Annotated in this window: 25 protein-coding genes and 1 other annotated feature; of the genes, 14 read left to right on the top strand and 11 right to left on the bottom strand. The window is 51.1% G+C overall.

Annotated elements, in window-relative coordinates; genetic code table 11:
- Window positions 1-95: 95 nt before the first annotated feature.
- Both spy and ves read left to right on the top strand, forming a co-directional pair.
- Window positions 96-575: an ATP-independent periplasmic protein-refolding chaperone Spy gene (gene spy / locus C813_RS36115; protein WP_017456533.1), complete on the top strand. Its 480-nt coding sequence runs from the start codon at window positions 96-98 to the stop codon at window positions 573-575.
- Between the two features lie 309 nt (window positions 576-884).
- Complete coding sequence (ves, locus tag C813_RS36110; protein WP_017456534.1) at window positions 885-1,442, top strand: environmental stress-induced protein Ves; 558 nt, start codon at window positions 885-887, stop codon at window positions 1,440-1,442.
- Here ves and cho read toward each other — a convergent pair.
- Both cho and nadE read right to left on the bottom strand, forming a co-directional pair.
- The gene (gene cho / locus C813_RS36105) at window positions 1,439-2,302 is read right to left on the bottom strand and encodes an excinuclease Cho (RefSeq protein ID WP_017456535.1); all 864 of its coding nucleotides are present in this window, start codon (window positions 2,300-2,302) and stop codon (window positions 1,439-1,441) included. The two genes, ves and cho, sit on opposite strands and share 4 nt — an antisense overlap.
- Before the next feature lie 82 nt (window positions 2,303-2,384).
- The gene (gene nadE / locus C813_RS36100) at window positions 2,385-3,215 is read right to left on the bottom strand and encodes an ammonia-dependent NAD(+) synthetase (RefSeq protein WP_017456536.1); all 831 of its coding nucleotides are present in this window, start codon (window positions 3,213-3,215) and stop codon (window positions 2,385-2,387) included.
- A 253-nt stretch (window positions 3,216-3,468) separates the two neighbouring features.
- On the opposite strand from nadE, the gene osmE reads away from it, so the two are divergent.
- The gene (osmE, locus tag C813_RS36095; protein ID WP_017456537.1) at window positions 3,469-3,807 is read left to right on the top strand and encodes an osmotically-inducible lipoprotein OsmE; all 339 of its coding nucleotides are present in this window, start codon (window positions 3,469-3,471) and stop codon (window positions 3,805-3,807) included.
- Window positions 3,808-3,875: 68 nt separating this feature from the next.
- On the opposite strand, the gene katE is transcribed toward osmE, so the two are convergent.
- On the bottom strand, window positions 3,876-6,131 hold the full coding sequence (gene katE, locus C813_RS36090; RefSeq protein ID WP_025263641.1) for a catalase HPII: 2,256 nt from the start codon (window positions 6,129-6,131) through the stop codon (window positions 3,876-3,878).
- 215 nt (window positions 6,132-6,346) lie between these two features.
- Between katE and cedA the strand changes: the two genes are divergently transcribed.
- Window positions 6,347-6,589, top strand: a complete 243-nt coding sequence (gene cedA, locus C813_RS36085) for a cell division activator CedA (protein WP_017456539.1) — start codon at window positions 6,347-6,349, stop codon at window positions 6,587-6,589.
- 89 nt (window positions 6,590-6,678) lie between these two features.
- Here the strand turns inward: cedA and C813_RS36080 are convergent, their stop codons facing one another.
- The 4 genes from C813_RS36080 to hxpB form a co-directional block, all read right to left on the bottom strand.
- Window positions 6,679-8,070, bottom strand: coding sequence for an L-cystine transporter (locus C813_RS36080; RefSeq protein ID WP_017456540.1), 1,392 nt, complete (start codon window positions 8,068-8,070; stop codon window positions 6,679-6,681).
- A 130-nt stretch (window positions 8,071-8,200) separates the two neighbouring features.
- Window positions 8,201-8,791, bottom strand: a complete 591-nt coding sequence (locus tag C813_RS36075; protein WP_017456541.1) for a metal-dependent hydrolase — start codon at window positions 8,789-8,791, stop codon at window positions 8,201-8,203.
- Between the two features lie 97 nt (window positions 8,792-8,888).
- Window positions 8,889-9,650, bottom strand: coding sequence for a 2-dehydro-3-deoxy-D-gluconate 5-dehydrogenase KduD (gene kduD / locus C813_RS36070; RefSeq protein ID WP_017456542.1), 762 nt, complete (start codon window positions 9,648-9,650; stop codon window positions 8,889-8,891).
- Window positions 9,651-9,797: 147 nt separating this feature from the next.
- Window positions 9,798-10,466 carry a hexitol phosphatase HxpB gene (hxpB, locus tag C813_RS36065; protein ID WP_017456543.1) on the bottom strand — a complete coding sequence of 223 codons (669 nt, stop codon included), beginning with the start codon at window positions 10,464-10,466 and terminating at the stop codon, window positions 9,798-9,800.
- A 144-nt stretch (window positions 10,467-10,610) separates the two neighbouring features.
- Between hxpB and C813_RS36060 the strand changes: the two genes are divergently transcribed.
- Window positions 10,611-11,147, top strand: a complete 537-nt coding sequence (locus C813_RS36060) for a YniB family protein (RefSeq protein WP_017456544.1) — start codon at window positions 10,611-10,613, stop codon at window positions 11,145-11,147.
- A 44-nt stretch (window positions 11,148-11,191) separates the two neighbouring features.
- On the opposite strand, the gene C813_RS36055 is transcribed toward C813_RS36060, so the two are convergent.
- The 3 genes from C813_RS36055 to pfkB all read right to left on the bottom strand — a co-directional run bounded on the left by C813_RS36055 (window position 11,192) and on the right by pfkB (window position 13,491).
- Entirely contained in the window at window positions 11,192-12,052 is an 861-nt protein-coding gene (locus C813_RS36055) for a fructosamine kinase family protein (protein ID WP_017456545.1), read from the bottom strand.
- A gap of 104 nt (window positions 12,053-12,156) precedes the next feature.
- A complete protein-coding gene (gene ghoS / locus C813_RS36050; RefSeq protein WP_017456546.1) occupies window positions 12,157-12,447 on the bottom strand; it encodes a type V toxin-antitoxin system endoribonuclease antitoxin GhoS in 291 nt (96 codons plus the stop codon).
- A 111-nt stretch (window positions 12,448-12,558) separates the two neighbouring features.
- Window positions 12,559-13,491, bottom strand: coding sequence for a 6-phosphofructokinase II (gene pfkB / locus C813_RS36045; protein ID WP_017456547.1), 933 nt, complete (start codon window positions 13,489-13,491; stop codon window positions 12,559-12,561).
- 291 nt (window positions 13,492-13,782) lie between these two features.
- On the opposite strand from pfkB, the gene C813_RS36040 reads away from it, so the two are divergent.
- Window positions 13,783-14,538, top strand: a complete 756-nt coding sequence (locus C813_RS36040; RefSeq protein ID WP_017456548.1) for a DUF481 domain-containing protein — start codon at window positions 13,783-13,785, stop codon at window positions 14,536-14,538.
- A gap of 279 nt (window positions 14,539-14,817) precedes the next feature.
- Window positions 14,818-15,033, top strand: a complete 216-nt coding sequence (locus tag C813_RS36035; RefSeq protein WP_017456549.1) for a YdgH/BhsA/McbA family protein — start codon at window positions 14,818-14,820, stop codon at window positions 15,031-15,033.
- 164 nt (window positions 15,034-15,197) lie between these two features.
- Here the strand turns inward: C813_RS36035 and C813_RS36030 are convergent, their stop codons facing one another.
- Window positions 15,198-16,643, bottom strand: a complete 1,446-nt coding sequence (locus C813_RS36030) for a flagellin N-terminal helical domain-containing protein (RefSeq protein WP_017456550.1) — start codon at window positions 16,641-16,643, stop codon at window positions 15,198-15,200.
- Between the two features lie 279 nt (window positions 16,644-16,922).
- Here C813_RS36030 and fumD point away from each other — a divergent pair, with 279 nt between their 5' ends.
- The 7 genes from fumD to pheS all read left to right on the top strand — a co-directional run bounded on the left by fumD (window position 16,923) and on the right by pheS (window position 22,166).
- Entirely contained in the window at window positions 16,923-17,135 is a 213-nt protein-coding gene (gene fumD / locus C813_RS36025; protein ID WP_017456551.1) for a fumarate hydratase FumD, read from the top strand.
- 592 nt (window positions 17,136-17,727) lie between these two features.
- Window positions 17,728-19,656: a threonine--tRNA ligase gene (gene thrS / locus C813_RS36020; protein ID WP_017456552.1), complete on the top strand. Its 1,929-nt coding sequence runs from the start codon at window positions 17,728-17,730 to the stop codon at window positions 19,654-19,656.
- 3 nt (window positions 19,657-19,659) lie between these two features.
- The gene (gene infC, locus C813_RS36015) at window positions 19,660-20,202 is read left to right on the top strand and encodes a translation initiation factor IF-3 (protein WP_071908164.1); all 543 of its coding nucleotides are present in this window, start codon (window positions 19,660-19,662) and stop codon (window positions 20,200-20,202) included.
- A gap of 92 nt (window positions 20,203-20,294) precedes the next feature.
- Complete coding sequence (rpmI, locus tag C813_RS36010) at window positions 20,295-20,492, top strand: 50S ribosomal protein L35 (protein WP_001124225.1); 198 nt, start codon at window positions 20,295-20,297, stop codon at window positions 20,490-20,492.
- Between the two features lie 49 nt (window positions 20,493-20,541).
- The gene (gene rplT / locus C813_RS36005; RefSeq protein ID WP_013366084.1) at window positions 20,542-20,898 is read left to right on the top strand and encodes a 50S ribosomal protein L20; all 357 of its coding nucleotides are present in this window, start codon (window positions 20,542-20,544) and stop codon (window positions 20,896-20,898) included.
- A 119-nt stretch (window positions 20,899-21,017) separates the two neighbouring features.
- Window positions 21,018-21,142, top strand: a sequence feature (Phe leader region).
- A complete protein-coding gene (pheM, locus tag C813_RS47315) occupies window positions 21,023-21,067 on the top strand; it encodes a pheST operon leader peptide PheM (protein WP_001386830.1) in 45 nt (14 codons plus the stop codon). Its footprint overlaps the feature before it by 45 nt.
- 40 nt (window positions 21,143-21,182) lie before the next feature.
- Window positions 21,183-22,166, top strand: a complete 984-nt coding sequence (gene pheS, locus C813_RS36000) for a phenylalanine--tRNA ligase subunit alpha (protein ID WP_017456554.1) — start codon at window positions 21,183-21,185, stop codon at window positions 22,164-22,166.
- Window positions 22,167-22,180: the final 14 nt, after the last annotated feature.

The following is a 22,180-nucleotide window of genomic DNA, read 5'->3' as shown; positions in this document are numbered from 1 at the left end:
TACCGTCGCTCTGATTAATTGACGATAAAGCCAGTAAAGTGAATAGCGTCAACACGGCAACCGCCGTAAGTAAAACCGAAGTAAGGAATAAAATTATGCTTAAATTGACTGCTCTGTTTGTTGCCTCTACCCTGGCTTTTGGCGCTGCAGGTCTGGCTCATGCTGCGGATACCGCCGCCGCACCAGCTGACGCGCAACCTATGATGCACCACAAAGGTAAAGGCCCGCACGACATGATGTTCAAAGGTCTGAATCTGACCGATGCGCAGAAACAGCAAGTCCGCGACATCATGAAAAGCCAGCGCGAAGAGATGAAACGCCCGCCGGTGGAAGAGATGCGCGCAATGCATGACATCATTACCAGCGACAGCTTTGACCGCGCGAAAGCCGAAGCGCAAATCACCAAAATGGAACAGCAGCATAAAGAAAGCATGCTGAAACGTATGGAGACGCAGAATAAGATTTACAACATTCTGACCCCGGAACAGAAAAAGCAGTTCAATGCGAATTTTGAGAAGCGTCTGACAGAACATCCGGCACCAGAAGGTAAAATGCCTCCTGCACCTGCTGAATAATTCAGCGACCCTCCTTAAGACCGCCGGTTTTGCTCATCGCTTGTTTTACGTGATGGGCAGAACCGGCGGTTTTTTCTTGTTTCCCTCTTGCCAGCCGCCACTGGCGCGGTATTCTCGTTAAGCCTCGTTTTTATGGTGATGTTACTTATCTTAAATTGATGATTTTTTACATGTCTGATTGCGTAGTAGCCTAAGGCAAATCGTGTCGGCTGCCGATAACTCACACATGGCAAAGTAAACAATAACAATGATGCAGGCTGCCCGAAGAGGCAGCGGCGCTGGTGAAGCCCGCGCCATTCAGGAGTGATGATGGAATTCTTTGATATCCGTAAAATGCCGGTCAATCTCTGGCGTAATGGGGCGGGTGAAACCCGAGAAATTTGCTGTTTTCCGCCCGCAACGCGTGATTTTAACTGGCGAGCCAGTATCGCTTCGCTTGCCAGCAACGGTGATTTTCCGCAATTTCCCGGCGTGGATCGGGTAATAACCCTGCTTGAAGGTGGCGAAGTGACGCTGAATGGGGGCGGTGCTTTTAGCCACACGCTTAAACATCACCAGCCTTTTACTTTTGCCGGCGAGCAGCCGGTCAGAGCCGAGCTTTCCGACGGACGCATGTCGCTGGATTTTAACGTGATGACGCGCCGCGATCGCTGCCAGGCGAAAGTCCGTATTGCCGATCGCACTTTTACCACTATTGGTACACGCGGCGGCGTTATTTTCGTCCTGAGCGGCGCGTGGCAATTGGGCGATAAATTGTTAACTGCCGATCAGGGCGCCTACTGGCAGGAAGGGCGGCAAACTCTGCGGTTGCTAAAGTCTGAAGGGCAATTACTGTTCAGTGAAATCACCTGGCTGCCTGGCCATTAATCCAGTTCGATGATTTCGTAACCCCCCGAAAGCAACGGCTTGCAGAGGATTTTGTAGCCGTCATGATCGAAACCCGCCGGCAAACGCAGCAGTTGCGCGGCAGCGGCGGGCTCATCAACTGAACCCAACCATAGCCAGTTATGAATGATGTGGTACTGCGTCATTCCTGCTGCGCTCTCTTTCAGACCAATTGGACCGCGCCAGGGCCAGCAAACCAGTTGCAAACGCGCCATCGCGGCAGCGAAGCGTGCATCATGTGCTTCACGCGTCTCTCTACCACAGCATGCTCCGGCACAGCGTTGTAACGCGGATCGAAAACAAGCCCGGCCGCGGCTTAGTGATTCCAGGCCCAGCAGCCCATAGCACAGCTTTTCGTCATCAGCGATAGACTGCAGCGCTTGCAATGCGGCGCGGCGATTGGCAAACAGACCATAGAGATCGGGGGAGGAGGAGAAATCCACCTCTTTGGCATACACCACCTGTGGCTTTTCACCGCTAAGGCGCAGCGAGCAGAGCTGGCGATTACGACGCAGGCGCTTATTAAATAGCGGCTGCTGTTCTTTAATTAGTCGCGCTTCGAGCAGCAGCGCGCCAATCTCACCGGCGGTACAAATCCAGGTAATGCGTCGCGCCTGACGTAGCATCGCCGCTTCATCGGGCGTGCGCAGGTGCGACAGCACACGGCTGCGAATATTGACGCTTTTACCGATATAGAGCGGCATCGCCTTGCTTTCACCGTGAAAAATATAGACGCCGGGCTGTTTGGGCATGGCTTCCAGCCACGGACGAAGATGTTCCGGATATTCATAGATTGCCGCCGCTTCAAATTCAAGACGCGGGGCCGATTGACGCCTGACCACAAAAGACTCCTGATACTGTTTACCCATCCAGTATAGCAGTCTATAAGTGGCTAAAAAAGAGGCGGCTTGCGCCGCCTGAGGGTTATTTCTTTTTCCAGAAATCGTCGAATACGGTAATCGGCGGGCGGCGCTTGTGCTCTGTTTTCACATACCAGCCTTCAATGATTTTCGCGATACTGGCATCCAGCGTTTTCCCTTCCAGATAATCATCGATATTTTCGTAAGTTACGCCCAGTGCGGCTTCATCTGGCAGCGAAGGACGATCGTCTTCCAGATCGGCCGTTGGCGCTTTTTTATAAAGATGTTCCGGGCAGCCCAGGTAAGCCAGCAACTGTTTACCCTGGCGTTTGTTCAGACGGAAAAGCGGATTGATGTCGGTGCCACCATCGCCATATTTGGTGAAGAAACCGGTCACTGCTTCGGCGGCATGGTCGGTGCCAACCACCACGCCTTTCGTCATGCCCGCAATGCTGTATTGCGCTTTCATACGTTCGCGCGCTTTTTCATTGCCGCGCACGAAATCGCTCAGTTCGATGCCTGTTTCACGCAGCGCTTGCTCGCTTGCCAGCACCGAGGCTTTGATATTGACGGTAAGAACACGATCCGGCTGAATAAACGCGATGGCATCCTGGCAATCCTGTTCATCCGCTTGCTTACCGTAAGGCAGACGGACGGCGATAAATTGATAGGCTTGATTGCCCGTTTCCTGGCGCAATTCGCTGATTGCCATCTGGCTGATTTTTCCGGCCAGCGTGGAATCCTGACCGCCGCTAATGCCCAGCACCAGCGTTTGCAAAAAAGGATAGGTTTTCAGATAGGTTTTCAGGAAATCCACGCTGCGGCGAACTTCTTCTTCGGCATTGACCGCGGGCTTCACGCCTAGCGCCTGAATAATCTCTTGTTGCAGAGTCATTTACCCCTCCGTTGTGTTGTCCTGCTTTGCAGGGTGCAAATAGATAATAGGGCCAAATTAACCCTTTGGCGGTAAAACGACAAGGATCACAGATTTGAGTGCCGCAATTTACGGCGTTTTAGCAGCTTATTTCACTTTTATTAGATTTCTCCGAAAGTTATGCCAATGCAGTCTGTTAGTTGAAAAATGCAATTTTATATTCCAGGCTTAGATAACACGCTGATACACAAGCGGATACAAAAGAGGATGGAATATGAATAAGAACATCGCAGGAATTCTGGGCGCAGCTGCAGTGCTGACTATGCTGGCGGGTTGTACGGCTTACGATCGTGCAAAAGATCAGGTTTCTCAGCCGGTGGTGAAAGATGTGAAAAAAGGTATGAGCCGCCAGCAGGTTATGCAGGTTGCTGGCCGTCCTTCTTCTGAAGTTACGATGATCCATGCGCGCGGCACTTGCCAGACCTATATTCTGGGTCAACGTGACGGCAAAACCGAAACCTATTTCGTTGCGCTGGATGAAACCGGCCATGTCATGAACTCCGGCTACCAGACTTGCGCCGAGTATGATACTGACCCGCAAGCTAAGCAGTAATTTTGGTTTGTAGCCTGAGCAAATAAAAAACCGGCCAGTTGGCCGGTTTTTTATGGCTGCAATAACGCTTACGCCGGAATGCTATCGATTTTGCTGATGCGCGACCAGACGCGGTGCGCCGCAAGATGCGTCAGAAAATCATCAATAAAATTCGCCGTGGCGCTATCCGCCTCGACAATACCGTCCTCTCCCTGCTTATCCACATCCAGTAAGCGCTTAAACTGCCGCGCATCACCCGCAAGCGCGATAGTTTTCAGGTGCTTATAGGCTTCCAGCAAATAATATTTCGCATCGCCATTTTGCAGGATATCGCTGATATCGCCGCCGGGAACAATCACACCATCTACCGTCAGCGACGGCGATCCGGCGAAGGTGGCGGCAATCGGTAATTCTGAACCGTCATCCGCTGTCACGTTGCCCATTCGCGCATAAAGCAGTTTGCTATGAACGCCTTTGGCTTTCAGCCCCTGCAATACGTTGAGTACATCCGTTGCGCTGACCTTATCATGCAGTAAAACTGCCACCACCCGGCCTTTCACGTTGCCATCCGGCACGGCATACAGACTCAGTGAAGGATCTTTTTTCAATCCATTCACTTCCGGCGGCGGGGCGATAGTCAACTGATCGTCGCTCAAGGTGATACCGAGATTTTCCGCCACACCTTGCGCCAGATGAATATCGATGTGCGCCAGGTGATCCACCACGCGTTCACGAATATACGTGCGCACTACTTTGCTCAACTCGAAGCTGAAAGCGTCAATAATATGGCGCTGTTCAAATGGTGTCTGGCTTAACCAGAACAGGCGGGGATGGGCGTAATATTCGCCAAATGAGGGGCTGCGTTCACGGATTTTTTCCCCTTCGACGCGCTCCTGGTAAGTCTCAAAACCACCGCGTTTCGGGCCGGGCGGTGTTTCCCGCGGCCAGTTATCATTGATGGAGTTCGGCTCATAGTTAGCGGGATTGGTGTCAATCTCCATGCGGTGCATGCCGTCACGCTGCAAGTTATGGTACGGGCAAGTTGGACGGTTGATGGGGATTTCATGGAAGTTCGGCCCGCCAAGCCGGCTGATTTGCGTATCGGTATAGGAGAACAGACGCCCCTGCAGCAGCGGATCATTGGTAAAATCCAGACCGGGCACAATATGCCCTGGATGGAACGCAGCCTGCTCGTTTTCGGCAAAAAAGTTATCCGGGTTACGGTTTAACACCATTTTACCGACGCGCTGCACCGGAACCAGCTCTTCGGGAATAAGCTTGGTCGGGTCCAGCAGGTCGAAATCAAATTTGAATTCGTCCTCTTCCGGGATCAGCTGTAAACCCAGTTCATATTCCGGGTAATCGCCAGCCTCAATGGCTTCCCACAACTCGCGACGGTGGAAGTCCGGATCGCGCCCGGTCAGTTTTTGGGATTCGTCCCACACCAGCGATGCTTTTCCTGCCAGTGGTTTCCAGTGGAAGCGAACAAACGTGGCTTTGCCTTCGGCGTTGATCAGGCGAAATGTGTGGATGCCAAAACCTTCCATAGTGCGATAGCTGCGCGGAATGCCGCGATCGGACATCGCCCACATTACGTTGTGTAAGGTTTCGGGTTGCAACGAAACATAGTCCCAGAAGGTGTCATGTGCGCTTTGACCTTGCGGGATCGCCCAGTGAGGCTCCGGTTTTACCGCATGGACAAAATCGGGGAATTTGTGCGCATCCTGGATGAAAAAGACCGGTGTATTGTTGCCAACCAGGTCAAAAATTCCTTCTTCGGTGTAGAACTTGGTGGCAAATCCACGGATGTCACGCACGGTGTCCGCTGAGCCCGCGCCGCCCTGTACTGTGGAAAAACGGACAAATACTGGGGTGATTTTCTCCGCATCGGAGAGAAAATCCGCTTTGGTAATATCACTTAGACTGCGATAGGGCTGAAAGTAACCATGCGCCGCCGACCCGCGCGCATGCACGATACGTTCTGGGATGCGTTCATGGTCGAAGTGGGTGATTTTCTCTCGCAGGATAAAGTCTTCCAGCAGCGTTGGGCCACGTTTTCCCGCGCGCAGGGAGTTTTGGTCATCGGCGATGCGCACGCCCTGGTTAGTGGTAAGGGGATAATTCTCGCCGCCCTTACGGTAAGGCTCCAGTGCGTTCAGTTTGTCATTCGACGTGTCCGGCGCTTTCATGCTTCCCGGTGCGGTCGGTTGCTCGCCAGGTGCTGTGGGGCGCGGGGAAGGGCGGTGAGAATTGTCTTCAGGTGCCAGTGAGTCCAGCCCAGGGCGGGATTCGTTAGCGTCATGAACCGGGGCGTGATGGTGAGGGTCTTTCTCATTGTGCGACATTGAACTCGTCTCCTGTTTTCATTGCTGAAAAATGGTCGATGTTTCCTTAAAACCCTTCTAACTATAGAACAACATGCTGCGTTAACCTGGTTAATCAGCAGGCATAAAGGGGGTGAAAAATCAGAGAAAGTGGTTCAAGGCGCGACGCATAAGCCCACAATCGGCTATGATAGGTCTTTAATGTTTGTAGAATTTGTCTGTAGAACGCATCGCTTATGAAATCTTATCGTCAACAAAACCGAGCCATTATCAGCTATGTCCCGCGCGTCGAACCGGCTCCCCCCGATCACGCCTCAAAAGTGGATGGCTATCGTGATGTCTGGTTGCTGCGTGGCAAGTATGTGGCGTTTGTGTTGATGGGGGAAAAGTTTCGCCGCTCGCCGATCTTTAGCGTTCCGGAAGCAGCGCAGCGCTGGGCGCTGCAAATGCGTCAGGAAGGCGAGATAGAGGAAGAGTAAAAGTAAGAAAACCGCCTGCAGTTACAGGCGGTTTTCTTGTCAAACGGTGCCCCTCAAAAGAGAGGCATCGGGTATTTCATGCCGGGTGATTAACGGTGCGCCAGCTCGGCATCCTCTTCACTGTCCAGCACAGCTTTATCGGTCTGTTTCAGCCACTGGCTGGTCAATGTACCGGCGGTCATGGAACCGCTGACGTTCAGGGCGGTACGGCCCATATCGATAAGTGGTTCAACAGAGATAAGCAGCGCCACAAGCGTGACCGGCAGACCCAGCGCAGGCAGCACGATAAGTGCGGCAAACGTCGCGCCGCCACCAACGCCCGCTACACCTGCGGAACTCACGGTGACAATCCCTACCAGGGTGGCAATCCACAGCGGATCCAGCGGGTTAATGCCCACTGTCGGGGCTACCATCACTGCCAGCATTGCCGGGTAAAGACCCGCACAGCCGTTCTGCCCAATGGTTGCCCCAAAAGAGGCGGAGAAACTGGCGATGGATTCTGGTACGCCCAGACGACGCGTTTGCGCTTCCACGTTCAGCGGAATGGATGCCGCGCTGGAGCGGCTGGTGAAGGCAAATGTCAGTACCGGCCATACTTTACGGAAGAATTTCAGCGGGCTCACGCCGTTCACGCCAAGCAGCAGACCGTGCACTACAAACATAATGCCCAGACCAAGGTAAGAGGCGATAACGAAGCTGCCCAGCTTAATGATGTCCTGAATGTTAGAACCGGCGACAACTTTGGTCATCAGCGCCAGCACGCCATACGGTGTCAATTGCATCACAAGGCGTACCAGTTTCATCACCCAGCTTTGCAGTGTATCGATAGCGGTCAGTACACGCTGGCCTTTCGGCGCATCATCCTTCAGCAATTTCAGTGCCGCAACGCCAAGGAAAGCAGCGAAGATAACGATGCTGATAATTGACGTTGGGTTTGCGCCGGTCAGGTCGGCAAACGGGTTTTTTGGTACGAAAGAGAGCAGCAATTGCGGCACGGTGAGATCGGCCACTTTGCCAACATAGTTACTCTGAATGGCGTTCAAACGCGCGGTTTCTGCCGTACCCTGCACCAGACCTTCTGCCGTCAAACCGAACAGATTAGTCACCAGCACGCCGACCAGCGCAGCGATGAGCGTGGTGAACAGCAATGTGCCGATGGTCAGAAAACTGATTTTGCCCAGTTGTGACGCATTATGCAGACGCGCAACGGCGCTCAAAATTGAGGCGAAAACCAGCGGCATGACAATCATTTGCAGCAACTGGACATAGCCATTGCCGACGACGTTGAACCACTGGATGGAATCTTTCAGTACCGGGTTATCAGCACCATAGATAGCCTGCAGCGCGAGGCCGAAGATCACGCCGAGGCCTAAACCGACCAGCACTTTTTTTGCCAGGCTCCACTGTTTGTGACGCGCCTGCGCCAGCAAAAACAGCAGTGCCACGAACACTACTACGTTCGCGATGAGTGGAAAATTCATCCCCGTTCTCCTGATATCATTATTCGGTCGGCCTTCTCGGCCGCTCCTGTTGCGCAAGGTTAGCAGAAGTGCTGAAACGGGCTTATATCCAAATGGAATGGGTTATATCGAAATAGGAAGAAGTGACGATTTAATGCTCAGATTGCTGATGAATAAAGCGATTAAATTGATTTTGCAGCGATGTAATCATTTGTGATGACCAGTGGACTGCACCGTTTTCGGGCAATGTTTGCGGCATCCATACTGCATAAGTAAATAGCGCCATGCATAATACGCGCTCCAGTTGGTTACCTTTTTGCGGCACCAGCAGCGGCAGGCGAAAGCGCCAGCGACAGGGCCAGAGCAGCGGTACGCCAGCCGGAGTAATCATATCTGCCAGAATATGGCTGAGGTAACCCACCACCATTCCCTGTAGCGCATCGGCGGGCACTATCCAGCTTTCTGGCACTTTTAAATAAAAGAGCGTCAGCGCCAGAAAAACCGCCAACAGGCTATGCGTAAATCCGCGATGCCCGAAAGCGCGGGCGACAGGTTTTGATATCCATTTCAGGCGTTGCCCGAGAAAAGATTTAGGATGGTCGATATCAGGCAGCAGGCAGGTAAGAATAGCGGACGGGACAATATGCCACCAGTCACCCTGGGCGAGGACAGGCGTTAACTCAGCGTTTTTGGAAAACACCGCGCAAGCAATGGAAAAAAGCAGGTGTCCTTCCGCCGTCATGGTCAAACTCACTCAACTGTCGATGTATACAGTATAGGATGTTTGTACAGTAGGCGGAAGAGGTGACGGTGTAACTCTTTGTCACAATCCTGAACGTTTAACGCGCCAGCCAGCCACCATCGACGGCAAGGGTGTAACCATTAATATAATCCGCCGCTTTTGAGGCCAGAAACACCGCCGCGCCTTTCAGATCTTCTGGTTCACCCCAGCGCCCTGCCGGGATACGGTCAAGGATCTCCTGGCTGCGCTCCGCATCTTCTCGCAGTTGCTGCGTGTTATTGGTCGCCATATAGCCGGGTGCGATCGCATTAACATTAATCTGATGTGGCGCCCATTCATTTGCCAGTAAACGCGTTAATCCCATGACGCCGCTCTTGGACGCCGTATATGAAGGCACGCGGATGCCGCCCTGGTACGAGAGCATCGAAGCGATGTTAATGATTTTCCCGCCATTGCCCTGAGCGATAAATTGCCGCGCTACCGCCTGAGAGAGAAAAAAGACCGTTTTCAGGTTCAGGTTCATCACGTCATCCCAGTCTTGCTCACTGAAATCAAGGGCATCGCAGCGGCGAATCGTCCCCGCGTTATTCACCAGAATGTTGATGTGCCCAAATGTCGCAACGGCTTGCTTAACCACCTCATCAAGGCCGTGCTGGTGGCGAAGGTCGGCCTGAATAGCATGGAAACGTCGTCCTAACGCCTGCACGCGGGAGGCGGTTTCCTGCGGCACTTTGCGGCCAACACCGACAATATCGCAGCCCGCTTCCGCAAGCCCCAATGCCATTCCCTGACCCAGCCCGGTGTCGCACCCGGTGACGATAGCCACTTTACCCGCAAGCTTAAAGGCTTCCAGTATCATATTTACTCCGGCGTTATAAATAGTTGTCATGGGCATCTGCGCCTGAAGATCAGGATAGAAGGCGGATAAAGAAAATACAAATAAAAATGAAATAGCGTTTCAAAAAATGAGAAGTAATGGGGTGATTTGTATCACCCCGCAGGAGAATTAACCGAGCAGATGTGCGAGCGTGAGCTGTTCGAGGCTTTCTAGTTTTACGTTAGCAAGCACATAGCGCGGGTCCGCGCGATGTTCGGCATCCGGCACAACGATGGAACGCATCCGCGCCGCTTTGCTGGCAATCATGCCGTTAACTGAATCTTCCAGCGCCACACACGTGAGCGGGTCGACACCCAGCTTTGCCGCGCAGTCCAGATAAACCTGCGGGTGCGGCTTGCTGTAGGGTAACTTTTCCGCTGAGGCGAGTGCATCGAAACTGTCGCGCAGATCGAACATGGTCAGCACTTTTTCCAGCATATGCAGCGGCGATGCGGATGCCAGCCCAACCGCCAGTCCACTGTTCTTACACAGCGCGATGGCTTCATGGACGCCCGGCAGCAACGGGCGCTTTTCTTCAACCAGTGAGATAGCGCGCTGAATGATTCTGTCGGTGACTTCCTGACGGCTCGGACCATTCCACGGCTGCTGGGCATACCACAGTTCAACCACCATATCGATGCGCAGGCCAAGCGTATCCGGCAACTCATTGCGCCTTGAAATGTCGACTCCAAGGCTTGCCACAACGTCGAGTTCGGCGCGATCCCAGAGCGGTTCAGAGTCGATCAGTAATCCATCCATATCAAAAATGGCAGCAAGAATTTGTCGCGGGGCAGACATAACACCTCTCTATTCACGGATTTTGCAGGGATAAAAGCGAAATTATGGTTAAGCATTCATCATACTGCCTTTAAAGATCAGGCGAAAATGGTTATCAGCAGGTAGACTAAGGCGCAAACAGTGCGTCACTTACAAGGGGAATCCATGACGTATCAACAAGCTGGACGCATCGCCGTGCTGAAACGCGTTCTGGGTTGGGTGATTTTTATTCCAGCCGTCATTTCGACAATTATTTCGGTACTGAAGTTTATGTACGATCACAGCGAAAAACAGCCGGGCATTAATGCCGTGATGCTGGATTTCGCCCATGTGATCATTGAGATGATGCGTTTTAACACGCCATTCCTGAATCTTTTTTGGTACAACTCGCCAACGCCTGATTTCCACCAAAGCTTGAACATCATGTTCTGGATTATTTATGTGCTGATTTTTGTCGGACTGGCGCTGCAGGCGTCCGGTGCGCGCATGAGTCGTCAGGCGCGTTTTCTGCGTGAAGGCGTGGAAAACCAGATGATCCTCGAGAAAGCCAAAGGGCCTGAAGGGTTAACGCGTGAGCAGATTGAAGCACGCATTGTGGTGCCGCATCACACTATCTTTCTGCAAATTTTCCCGCTCTATGTATTGCCGGTGATAATTATTGTTGCAGGCTATTTCTTTTTTACGCTGCTTGGTTTCCTGTAATACCCCAAACCCGAGGCGTCGCGCCCCGGGTCTGAGAACAACACTCACGCCGCCAGCACACGATCCAGCGCCTTTTGCGCATTCACCAGATGTTCGCCACCGAACAAGATTGCCCGATTAAACAAAGTGTAAAGCTGATAAAGAGGTTGGCGTTCGAGGAAATCAGAGGGAAGCGGGGAGATGGACTGGTAACCGTCATAGATTTGCGGCGGCTGGTCCGGATGGAGCGGCAGCATCGCCAGGTCACACTCACGGTCGCCCCAGTAGCAAGCAGGGTCGTAAATGTAAGGACCGTCAGGCCCAAGTGCACAGTTGGCCGACCAAAGATCGCCGTGCAATAGTGAGGCTTGCGGTTGGTGAGAACTCAGTCGTTGCTGAACGTGTTCGACAATCGCATCGATGTTGCCAAACTCCAGCCCTCTTTCCGCCGCCAGCTCTAACTGCCAGCCAATGCGTTGCTCCGCGAAAAACGTTGACCAGCGGCGCTGCCATGCGTTGGGCTGCGGCGTGGTGGAAAGATCGTTATCGAAATCGAGGCCAAACTGCGGCTGATCGCTCCACTGGTGAAGACGCGCTAGCTGCTGACCGAGCATAAACGCGTTATGCGCATCAAGCGGACGAGCTGGAAGATACTCCATGACCAGAAAGCTGTAGTCGCGGTCGCTTCCCACCGCCCAAACCGCAGGAACACGCACGGTATTGCTGCGTGCCAGCAGGGCGAGTTGGTCGGCTTCGGCCGTAAAAATGGGGAGCAGTTCACGATCATCGCATTTTACGAAGAGATCGCGCCCAGCGTAGCGTATGTGCCACGCGGCATGGATTTCGCCACCGGGCAGTTCATCGCGTTGTTCAATTTCGCCTTCACCCAGTTGTTCGCTTAACAGACCACTTATCGCTTGCCACATGATGTCTCTCCCATGTAATCAGCCAGATCATAAGGTTAGCGCACTACAGCTGTTGAAAAATCCGACTTAACGCACGCCCGGCATACGCAACGGTGGAAAGGCACTTAATGTTCCTGCTTCTGGAACGCTTCCCAGGTGGTGACAGTGATTTCCGTCTCTTCGTCCACTGCGCTTTCAGCAAGCCCGCTTGCCAGTGCATGAACATCCTTTTCACTTAGCGCACTGATGAAACCGAACGTATTGGTGCCAAGATCGTGTACGTTGCCATTATCATCCGCCATCGTGAGGAGAAAGCCGGCGCGTGTAAAGTGGTTATTAATCTCGTTGATGTCTGTCAGCGTTTGGTCATGAAATTTGACCTCGACTACGTAGCGGGTGATGCCATCGCTGCCCATCTTTCACCTCATTGTTATCTTGATGTTTTTTTAGCATAGACGGCGAGTGACATTTGTCGACCACCGCAGGGATATTTGATATTTCCCCTTCCTGCCGGAAGGGGAGGTATGTCAGGCATGGCGCAAATAGTCGTAAATTTTTTGCGTGTCTTGCTGCGCGCACAAGCGAGTCCCCTGGTTGATGGTGGCTGCACTCCCGGCGGCGACGCCGAAACGTACCATGTCATCAAAAGACGCATCTTGTGCAAGTTTGAGCGTCATTGCGCCAACCATGCTGTCGCCAGCCCCCACCGTACTTTGGCTTTTCATCGGCGGCGGTACGACCTGAACACAATTATTGGCATCCACGCCCAATGCGCCCTGCGGGCCAAGAGAGACGACCACGCGCAAGGCTTTGCCCGTTTGAACGATCTCCTGCGCGGCTTTGCGCACATCATCAGGCTGGGTAAGCTCTCTGCCGACCAGCGCGCTCAACTCCTTCTGGTTGGGTTTTACCAGCTCGATATTACCAATTGCGAGCGCTGCGTTTAGCGCCTCGCCCGAGCTATCGACAATGCAGCGAATTCCTTGTTTTTGCGCGGCTTTAATTAGCTGTGTCAGCTTTTCGATCTGAACGCCAGGGGGCAGGCTGCCGCTTATCACCAAAATCGCGCCACGTTCAATAGTCAGGACTTTCTCTTCTATCTGGCGAAACTCGTCTTCGTTCAATGTAGCGCCGGGCATGACAAACCGGTATTGCTCACCGCTGGACTCGACATGAACGTGCAGGTTCTGCCGCGTCCAGTCTTGTGTGGCTACGGTTACGGTTGGTACGTTCTCATCTGCAAGCAATGCGGTGAGATGCTCGCCCGTTGCGCCACCAGTGGGAAATATTGCCGTTGCTTTACCGCCCAGATGTGCAATTGCGCGGGCAACATTAATACCGCCACCGCCAGGCTCAAAAACGGGCGCCGTACAACGCAGTTTACCTTCGGGATAAATTTGTGGCGTCAGTGTCGCACTATCAAGCGAAGGCGCCAGCGTAAGGGTATATATAGCTGCCATGATGACCTCCTTTTTCTCAGACTGATGTAAGCCTGGCACTGTTCAAGCAGAAGGGAAAGGAATTAAAGGCATGATTTCAAAATGATATTGATTTAATGCGCAGCGGTGATTAATAACCGTTTGTGCTGTTTTAAGATCCCTCTTATTCAAAAAATCAAATAAGATTTCATTGATATGTTTAAGCGGCCTTTTTATAATTTGTTACCTTTCTTTGGACCGCTGGTCATTGATCCTAATGAAAGTTTCCGGGACCGTGTTGGTCTCTTTTTTTGCTGTTCGGACTCTAAATAAATGAAGCTTTTGAAGACAGTACCCGTGCTTGTGATGGCGGCGGGTGTGTTTGTATCAATGCACGCGTTTGCAGATGATACCGTTTTTACTGTCATGGATGATCCCTCTACCGCTAAAGCGCCGTTTGAAGGCGGTGTAAACGGTGGTTATCTGGCTCAGTCCGGCAATACAAAGAGCTCCTCTTTGACTGCTGATTCCACCTTGACCTGGTATGGCGAGACTACCGCCTGGTCTTTGTGGGGCAACGCCAGCAATACATCGTCAAATGATGTGCGTTCGTCTGAAAAATACGCAGTAGGTGGCCGTAGCCGTTATAACATGACGGATTACGATTACCTGTTTGGCCAGGCGAGCTGGTTAACTGACCGCTATAACGGCTATCGCGATCGCGATGTGCTGACCGCTGGTTATGGTCGTCAGTTCCTGAATGGTCCGGTTCACAGCCTGCGCTTTGAATTCGGTCCTGGTGTTCGTTATGACAAGTACACCGACGGCAACACGAAAACGACCGGGCTCGGTTATGCTTCCGGCACCTACGCCTGGCAGATGACCGATACCACGAAATTCACGCAGGGTGTTTCCGTATTTGGTGCGGACGATACTACCGTGAACTCAGAAACAGCGCTGAACGTAGCGATTAACGCGCACTTTGCTCTGAAAGTCGCGTATAACCTGACCTGGAACTCCCAGCCACCGTCAACGGCGCCGGATCATACCGATCGCAGAACGACGGTAACGTTAGGCTATAAAATGTAATTCGTTGGGCCGAAAATATCGGCCCATCTTTTATTTGTTAATTTTTTATTTGTTAATTTGTGCTCTTTTCATTCCACCATTCTATTTTCAATTTCGTTTAAGTATTCTTTTCTCTTCATAATTTCCTCACAATTAATATTTGGGTTACATATTCAGTTTATTTGACACGAATGGATAAATAAATTGACTGTGCAAAAGTGTGATCCAGATCTACACTAACAACACGGGCTAAAAAGCGCCCAGCCAGTAATGTAATTATTCAAGAATGAGAATTTAATTATGAAAAAAATCAAAACCGCTGCGGTCGCCGTCGTGCTTTCTGCACTCTCTTTTGGCGTTTTCGCGGCTCAGCCTGCAGCAACTGCCAGTCAGACTAACACTAACATCACCAATATTGAAGCGGGTTCCAATATGGTTCCGGTGTCTCAATCAACTCAGGGCTCAAATGACAATGCGTTTAATGCGCATACCCTGGTCGCGGGTGAGTGGAACTAAATACATTCTGAGTTAATTCATTAACTTTGAAAAAACCGGATTAAGTCGCACCGGTTTTTTTATTTTTGCCGTAACGCGGATTCTGTGAAATAAGGTTATTTCGTCGCGGGGGGCAAATGGTTTTGTTATTGATTGCTGTTATTAAATGTTGTGAAAATACGATGTTAGCTGCGAAGAAGCGCCAGAATATTCTCTACCGACTGGTTAGCGACTTTTAGCACCATATCCTGGCTCTGCTGTAATATCTGCGCTTTGGCCATCTTACTGACTTCCAGCGCGTAATCCGCATCTTCAATCCGGCTCTTTGCCGCTTGTGTTGCAACATTTTGTTGTGCCAGTACCGATTTATTCGATTCGAAACGATTGATATACGCGCCATATTGCGCGCGCCAGGCGCTTACTTTATCCAGTGCTTTGTCAAGCGCACCCATTGCAACACCTGCCGAGGCCGCCGTTTGTAAGGATGTCGCGTTTAAACCCAGTGATTTCACGTCAGCCGGCGTGGCTGGCATGGTTACGGATTGGATATCATCACCAACGTTCGCGCTGGTTACGACCTCCCACGGACGACTCTGCTTTGGCGGTTCCGCAGGTGTTATCGTTGGTTTTGGCAGGGTGCCCCAGGTTAAATTGCTGGTAAAAGAACCACTGCCCACGATCATCACCACCAAATCTTCCGTAACGTTATCGATTTTTACCCGCTCGAGTCGGTTTGAACCGTTGCTACCGTCATTGTAGGCATTGCCGGGTTCGTAACGGTCACCATCGCCGCTGTAAGCGATAGTCATACCGTTGTAGTTCAGCGTCTCGCTACCGTTTAGCGCCCACGATGCGCCTCCTTCAATTAGTAAAGAATCGTCGTAGGTTGCACCATGTGCAAAACCATTGGCTTCGGTGAGTACACGGCTGGTCGCTTTCGCTGAATCCGTTATACCGCGGCTTTTCCATGTATAGTCCGGCGCTGTGCCATTAATCGGTGTACCGGCCAGATGCTTGCCGTCGCGCGTGAATAACTGAATGTCATCATCCAGGCCCAGTGAATCAATAGTAATAGCAATATTGGTCGAACCGGCAGGTATATAGGCCAGCGAGATAATGCCTGAACTGAACGAATAATTGGTTCCCTGAACCGGAAACTTTACGTTTAGCGGCGGCACATCACCAATCAACTCTGGCGGCAGTTCTGGTGAATCAGTCGCCAGCGGGTAGCGTCCAAAAATCTCTGTACCCTCCGAGATTGACTGAATATTGTTAAGAATATTTTGATATTCGTTCTGAATGCTTTGCCGGTCATTCTCTGAGAGCGTGCTGTTTCCGGATTGTATGGCCAGGCTTTTCGCCCGGATCAAAAGCTCGCTAACCGTGCTCAGGCTGCCATCCGCAGTCTGCGCCATACTGATAGCATCATCAAGTCCGCGCGACACCACGCTGTCCGCACTGGCGTTAGATCGCATGCGGTTAGCGATAGACTGCCCGGCAGCATCGTCTTTCGCGCCATTAATGCGTAACCCCGAAGACAGACGTTCAATGCTTTCTTGTAGCGTGGAGGTCGTTTTTTTTCGGGCGGAGAGGTTCAGCCCGATAAACTCATTATGATTGATTGCCTGCATTACCGTCAGTGATTCATTCAGACCGCTAATGAATTAATCATCGGCAAGGGGCTGATTAACTTTAAGGTAAATTCGCAGGCAAATTTAACTTTGTGCAAGTGTCTGAAAATAGATGACGCACAGAAAAAAGCCGCTTGCGTAGCCTCTTCATGCTGTCAGGTGGACAGCCACAGTGTACAGATGTTGGTAACAATATGCTTTACTGACTCTTTTTACAGATGCAGGTCGCTTTCTTCGTAAGGCAGCCTGCTTATCAAAACCATCGCTACCGGAGGTGAAATGGGGACGTCAAAAGACGAAGCGTTATATGAAGAAATGTGCCGTGTAGTGGGGAAAATCGTGCTGGAAATGCGCGATCTCGGACAAGAACCTAAACATATTGTGATTGCCGGGGTGGTCAGAACCATGCTGGCCAATACGAAAATTAAGCGATCCGAGCTAACGCAAGAAGCGATGGAAACCGTGATCCGCGCTTTAGGTTACAACGCCTGAAAAAGCAGGGTGGATATGATAAAGAAAGGCACGAGCCATGCGTGCCTTTCTGAAACGTCCTGACTTGTCAAAGAAAACGGTGTTATCCACGCCGTTTCTTGTAACGGCCCGGAAGGGTGCGGGACGACTTCATGCTGTGGTGCTTATAAAACGAAAAAATAATGATCGCGAGAAGTGCGAAAATAACAATGGAGTAAAGGATTGCCATGCTTTATCAGTAGGTTAGGCGTTAACGGGTAGCCAAATAAACGGCTTGAGATACCACCATGTCAAGATTTTGCTAAAAAATCAGATAATCCTCAGGGGGTGTGGCTGTTTTTGAAACGTTTTTCCATGCGAAACCGTGAATCTGCAATAAAGCACCACTATTGAGCCGCGTCACACTAATCCTTTCAACCCCCTTCGCAAATGTGTACTATTGCCGGGTACTTAACAGCGGCAGGTAAGGGTATCAGGTAGTGGTTGATCTCTACGCTGTACAAATTCCGCAGAGTGAAGCGAGAAAACTTATCGTCGCGGCTGTTATATCTTTGATCTCTCATTTTGTATGTGCTCTTTCGTGCGGGGCACCACTGCAAATTAAGGAAATGAAATGCCTGTAATTACTCTTCCTGATGGCAGTCAACGCCATTATGACCACGCTGTAAGCCCAATGGATGTTGCGCTGGATATCGGTCCGGGGCTGGCGAAAGCCTGTATCGCTGGTCGCGTCAACGGTGAACTGGTAGATGCATGTGATGTGATTGACAGCGATGCCAAACTCGCCATCATCACCGCAAAAGATGAGGACGGTCTGGAAATCATCCGTCACTCCTGTGCGCATCTGTTAGGTCATGCGATTAAGCAACTTTGGCCCAACACCAAAATGGCTATTGGTCCGGTTATTGATAACGGTTTCTACTATGACGTTGATCTTGACCATACGCTGACCCAGGAAGATATCGACGCGCTCGAAAAGCGTATGCATGAGCTCGCCGAAACGAACTACGATGTCATCAAGCAGAAAGTAAGCTGGAAAGAGGCGCGCGAGACGTTTGTTAAACGCGGCGAAAGCTATAAAGTTTCGATCCTTGATGAAAATATTGCCCATGATGACAAGCCTGGCTTGTATCATCATCAGGAATATGTCGACATGTGCCGTGGTCCGCACGTGCCGAACATGCGTTTTTGCCATCACTTCAAATTGATGAAAACAGCGGGTGCCTACTGGCGCGGCGACAGCAATAATAAAATGCTGCAGCGTATTTATGGCACCGCGTGGGCAGATAAAAAAGCGCTGAACGCGTATCTGCAGCGTCTGGAAGAAGCGGCAAAACGCGATCACCGTAAAATCGGTAAGCAGCTCGATCTGTATCATATGCAGGAAGAAGCGCCGGGTATGGTGTTCTGGCATAACGATGGCTGGACTATCTTCCGTGAACTGGAAACTTTCGTACGTTCTAAACTGAAAGAGTACCAGTATCAGGAAGTGAAAGGCCCGTTCATGATGGACCGTGTGCTGTGGGAAAAAACCGGCCACTGGGACAATTACAAAGATGCCATGTTTACGACTTCTTCTGAGAACCGTGAATATTGCATCAAGCCGATGAACTGCCCGGGTCACGTACAGATCTTTAACCAGGGCTTAAAATCTTACCGCGACTTGCCGTTACGTATGGCAGAGTTCGGTAGTTGCCATCGTAACGAGCCGTCAGGTGCTCTGCATGGCTTAATGCGTGTACGCGGCTTCACTCAGGATGACGCCCACATCTTCTGTACAGAAGAGCAGGTGCGTGATGAAGTGAACGCTTGTATTCGTTTGGTCTACGATATGTACAGCACCTTTGGCTTCGAGAAGATCGTCGTCAAACTCTCCACTCGTCCGGAAAAACGTATCGGTAGCGACGAGATGTGGGATCGTGCTGAGGCGGACCTGGCTGTGGCGCTGGAAGAGAATAATATCCCGTTTGAGTATCAACTGGGTGAAGGCGCATTCTACGGTCCGAAAATTGAATTTACCCTGTATGACTGCCTCGATCGTGCATGGCAGTGCGGTACTGTCCAGCTGGACTTCTCCTTGCCGTCTCGTCTGAACGCCTCTTATGTTGGCGAAAGCAACGAGCGACAAGTTCCAGTGATGATTCACCGTGCAATTCTTGGTTCTCTGGAGCGCTTTATCGGCATCCTGACTGAAGAATTTGCAGGTTTCTTCCCAACCTGGCTTGCACCCGTGCAGGTAGTTGTGATGAACATCACTGATTCGCAGGCTGAATACGTTAACGAATTGACCCGTAAACTGCAAAATGCGGGCATTCGTGTAAAAGCAGACTTGAGAAACGAGAAGATTGGCTTTAAAATCCGCGAGCACACTTTACGTCGTGTCCCTTATATGCTGGTTTGTGGTGACAAAGAGGTCGAAGCCGGCAAAGTTGCTGTGCGTACCCGTCGCGGTAAAGACCTGGGTAGCCTGGACGTAAATGATGTTATCGAGAAGCTGCAACAAGAGATTCGCAGCCGCAGTCTTCAACAACTGGAGGAATAAGGTATTAAAGGCGGAAAACGAGTTCAAACGGCGCGTCCCAATCGTATTAATGGCGAGATTCGCGCCACGGAAGTTCGCTTAACAGGTCTGGAAGGCGAGCAGCTTGGTATTGTGAGTCTCAGAGAAGCTCTGGAAAAAGCTGAAGAAGCCGGGGTCGATTTAGTCGAAATTAGCCCTAACGCCGAGCCGCCCGTATGCCGTATAATGGACTACGGCAAGTTCCTCTATGAAAAGAGCAAATCTTCTAAGGAACAGAAGAAGAAGCAAAAAGTTATTCAGGTTAAGGAAATCAAATTCCGACCTGGTACAGATGAAGGCGACTATCAGGTAAAACTCCGCAGCCTGATTCGCTTTCTCGAAGAGGGCGATAAGGCCAAAATCACGTTGCGTTTCCGCGGTCGTGAGATGGCCCACCAACAGATCGGTATGGAAGTGCTTAATCGCGTGAAAGAAGATCTGGTTGAACTGGCAGTGGTCGAATCTTTCCCAACGAAGATCGAAGGCCGCCAGATGATTATGGTGCTTGCTCCGAAGAAGAAACAGTAAGGCCATCAAGTAATTAAACCTGTGGGCCATAAGTTCACGGGTTTAATTCGCCTTTGTTTCGTTTATTAACAATGCGAAGTGGAAGTTAAAAAATGCCAAAAATTAAGACCGTACGCGGTGCTGCTAAGCGCTTCAAAAAAACCGGTAAAGGTGGTTTTAAGCACAAGCACGCTAACCTGCGTCATATTCTGACCAAAAAAGCTACCAAGCGTAAACGTCACCTGCGTCCGAAAGCCATGGTTTCTAAAGGCGATCTGGGTCTGGTAATCGCGTGCCTGCCGTACGCATAAGTCGTTAACCTTTTAACTTTTTTAAGAATATAGATACAGGAGAGAGCATATGGCTCGCGTAAAACGTGGTGTGATTGCACGTGCACGTCATAAGAAAATTTTGAAACAAGCTAAAGGTTACTACGGCGCGCGTTCACGCGTTTACCGTGTTGCCTTCCAGGCTGTTATCAAAGCTGGTCAGTACGCTTATCGTGACCGTCGTCAGAAAAAGCGTCAGTTCCGTCAACTGTGGATTGCACGTATCAACGCAGCAGCACGTCAGAACGGTATTTCTTACAGCAAATTCATCAACGGCCTGAAAAAAGCCTCTGTTGAAATCGACCGTAAGATCCTGGCTGACATCGCAGTATTCGACAAAGTGGCATTTACTGCCCTGGTTGAAAAAGCGAAAGCAGCTCTGGCGTAAGCCAGTTTACGAGAGGGAGCTTAGCTCCCTCTTTTGCTTTAACATTATCAATGCATTGACATTTTGCCGTGATGCGTTTTCAATAAGCCATCGCCGCCACTTACCCTGTTAAGGTAACGCAAGCATGAATGCTGCTATTTTCCGCTTCTTTTTTTACTTTAGCACCTGAACCCGGGAGGCTAGCGCGTGAAAGAAGAAACGGAAAACAGCGCCAGAAAGCCTCCCTTGTGGAGGCTTTTTTTGTATCTGCCGCTTGTAAATATCGTCATATAACGAGGAAAACCATGTCACATCTCGCAGAGCTGGTTGCCAGTGCGAAGGCAGCCATTAACGATGCTTCAGATGTCGCCGCGCTGGACAACGTACGCGTCGAATACCTGGGCAAGAAAGGGCACCTGACCCTTCAGATGACCACCCTGCGTGAGCTGCCGCCAGAAGAGCGCCCGGCTGCGGGTGCGGTGATCAACGAAGCGAAAGAGCAAGTGCAGCAAGCACTGAATGCGCGTAAATCGGATCTTGAAAATGCTGCATTAAATGCACGCCTCGCCGCCGAAACTATTGATGTGTCGCTGCCGGGGCGTCGAATAGAGAATGGCGGTTTGCATCCGGTGACCCGTACAATCGACCGCATCGAAAGCTTCTTCGGTGAGCTTGGCTTTACTGTCGCCACCGGTCCGGAAATCGAAGATGATTATCATAACTTCGATGCGTTAAACATCCCGGGCCACCACCCGGCGCGCGCTGATCACGACACCTTCTGGTTTGACGCAACCCGTCTGCTGCGCACCCAGACTTCAGGCGTGCAGATCCGCACGATGGAAAATCAGCAACCACCTATCCGCATTATTGCGCCGGGCCGCGTGTATCGTAACGACTACGACCAGACGCACACCCCGATGTTCCATCAGATGGAAGGGTTGATTGTTGATAAAAATATCAGCTTCACCAATCTGAAAGGCACGCTGCACGACTTCCTGCGTAACTTCTTTGAAGAAGATTTGCAGATCCGTTTCCGCCCGTCCTATTTCCCGTTTACTGAGCCCTCTGCGGAAGTGGATGTCATGGGTAAAAACGGCAAATGGCTTGAGGTTCTCGGCTGCGGGATGGTGCATCCAAATGTACTGCGTAACGTCGGTATTGATCCGGAAGTTTACTCAGGTTTTGCATTCGGTATGGGGATGGAGCGCCTGACGATGCTCCGTTACGGTGTCACTGACTTGCGCGCGTTCTTCGAAAACGATTTGCGTTTCCTCAAACAGTTTAAATAAAGGCAGGCAAAACA

The sequence above is a fragment of the Kosakonia sacchari SP1 genome (genome assembly GCF_000300455.3).
Lineage (GTDB): Bacteria > Pseudomonadota > Gammaproteobacteria > Enterobacterales > Enterobacteriaceae > Kosakonia > Kosakonia sacchari.
Note: the sequence above shows the minus strand (reverse complement) of the source record. Positions and strands in the feature narration are given on the sequence as shown.

Coding starts and splice junctions, on each gene's coding strand:
- nadE (WP_017456536.1), bottom strand. CDS start 3,215: ATGACTCTGCAACAAGAGATTATTCAGGCGCTAGGCGTGAAGCCCGCG.
- ghoS (WP_017456546.1), bottom strand. CDS start 12,447: ATGGGCAGCGATGGCATCACCCGCTACGTAGTCGAGGTCAAATTTCAT.
- kduD (WP_017456542.1), bottom strand. CDS start 9,650: ATGATACTGGAAGCCTTTAAGCTTGCGGGTAAAGTGGCTATCGTCACC.
- ves (WP_017456534.1), top strand. CDS start 885: ATGGAATTCTTTGATATCCGTAAAATGCCGGTCAATCTCTGGCGTAAT.
- hxpB (WP_017456543.1), bottom strand. CDS start 10,466: ATGTCTGCCCCGCGACAAATTCTTGCTGCCATTTTTGATATGGATGGA.
- fumD (WP_017456551.1), top strand. CDS start 16,923: ATGGGGACGTCAAAAGACGAAGCGTTATATGAAGAAATGTGCCGTGTA.
- C813_RS36060 (WP_017456544.1), top strand. CDS start 10,611: ATGACGTATCAACAAGCTGGACGCATCGCCGTGCTGAAACGCGTTCTG.
- rpmI (WP_001124225.1), top strand. CDS start 20,295: ATGCCAAAAATTAAGACCGTACGCGGTGCTGCTAAGCGCTTCAAAAAA.
- cedA (WP_017456539.1), top strand. CDS start 6,347: ATGAAATCTTATCGTCAACAAAACCGAGCCATTATCAGCTATGTCCCG.
- thrS (WP_017456552.1), top strand. CDS start 17,728: ATGCCTGTAATTACTCTTCCTGATGGCAGTCAACGCCATTATGACCAC.
- katE (WP_025263641.1), bottom strand. CDS start 6,131: ATGTCGCACAATGAGAAAGACCCTCACCATCACGCCCCGGTTCATGAC.
- pfkB (WP_017456547.1), bottom strand. CDS start 13,491: ATGGCAGCTATATATACCCTTACGCTGGCGCCTTCGCTTGATAGTGCG.
- C813_RS36040 (WP_017456548.1), top strand. CDS start 13,783: ATGAAGCTTTTGAAGACAGTACCCGTGCTTGTGATGGCGGCGGGTGTG.
- rplT (WP_013366084.1), top strand. CDS start 20,542: ATGGCTCGCGTAAAACGTGGTGTGATTGCACGTGCACGTCATAAGAAA.
- C813_RS36035 (WP_017456549.1), top strand. CDS start 14,818: ATGAAAAAAATCAAAACCGCTGCGGTCGCCGTCGTGCTTTCTGCACTC.
- C813_RS36030 (WP_017456550.1), bottom strand. CDS start 16,643: ATGCAGGCAATCAATCATAATGAGTTTATCGGGCTGAACCTCTCCGCC.
- spy (WP_017456533.1), top strand. CDS start 96: ATGCTTAAATTGACTGCTCTGTTTGTTGCCTCTACCCTGGCTTTTGGC.
- C813_RS36055 (WP_017456545.1), bottom strand. CDS start 12,052: ATGTGGCAAGCGATAAGTGGTCTGTTAAGCGAACAACTGGGTGAAGGC.
- C813_RS36075 (WP_017456541.1), bottom strand. CDS start 8,791: ATGACGGCGGAAGGACACCTGCTTTTTTCCATTGCTTGCGCGGTGTTT.
- C813_RS36080 (WP_017456540.1), bottom strand. CDS start 8,070: ATGAATTTTCCACTCATCGCGAACGTAGTAGTGTTCGTGGCACTGCTG.
- pheS (WP_017456554.1), top strand. CDS start 21,183: ATGTCACATCTCGCAGAGCTGGTTGCCAGTGCGAAGGCAGCCATTAAC.
- osmE (WP_017456537.1), top strand. CDS start 3,469: ATGAATAAGAACATCGCAGGAATTCTGGGCGCAGCTGCAGTGCTGACT.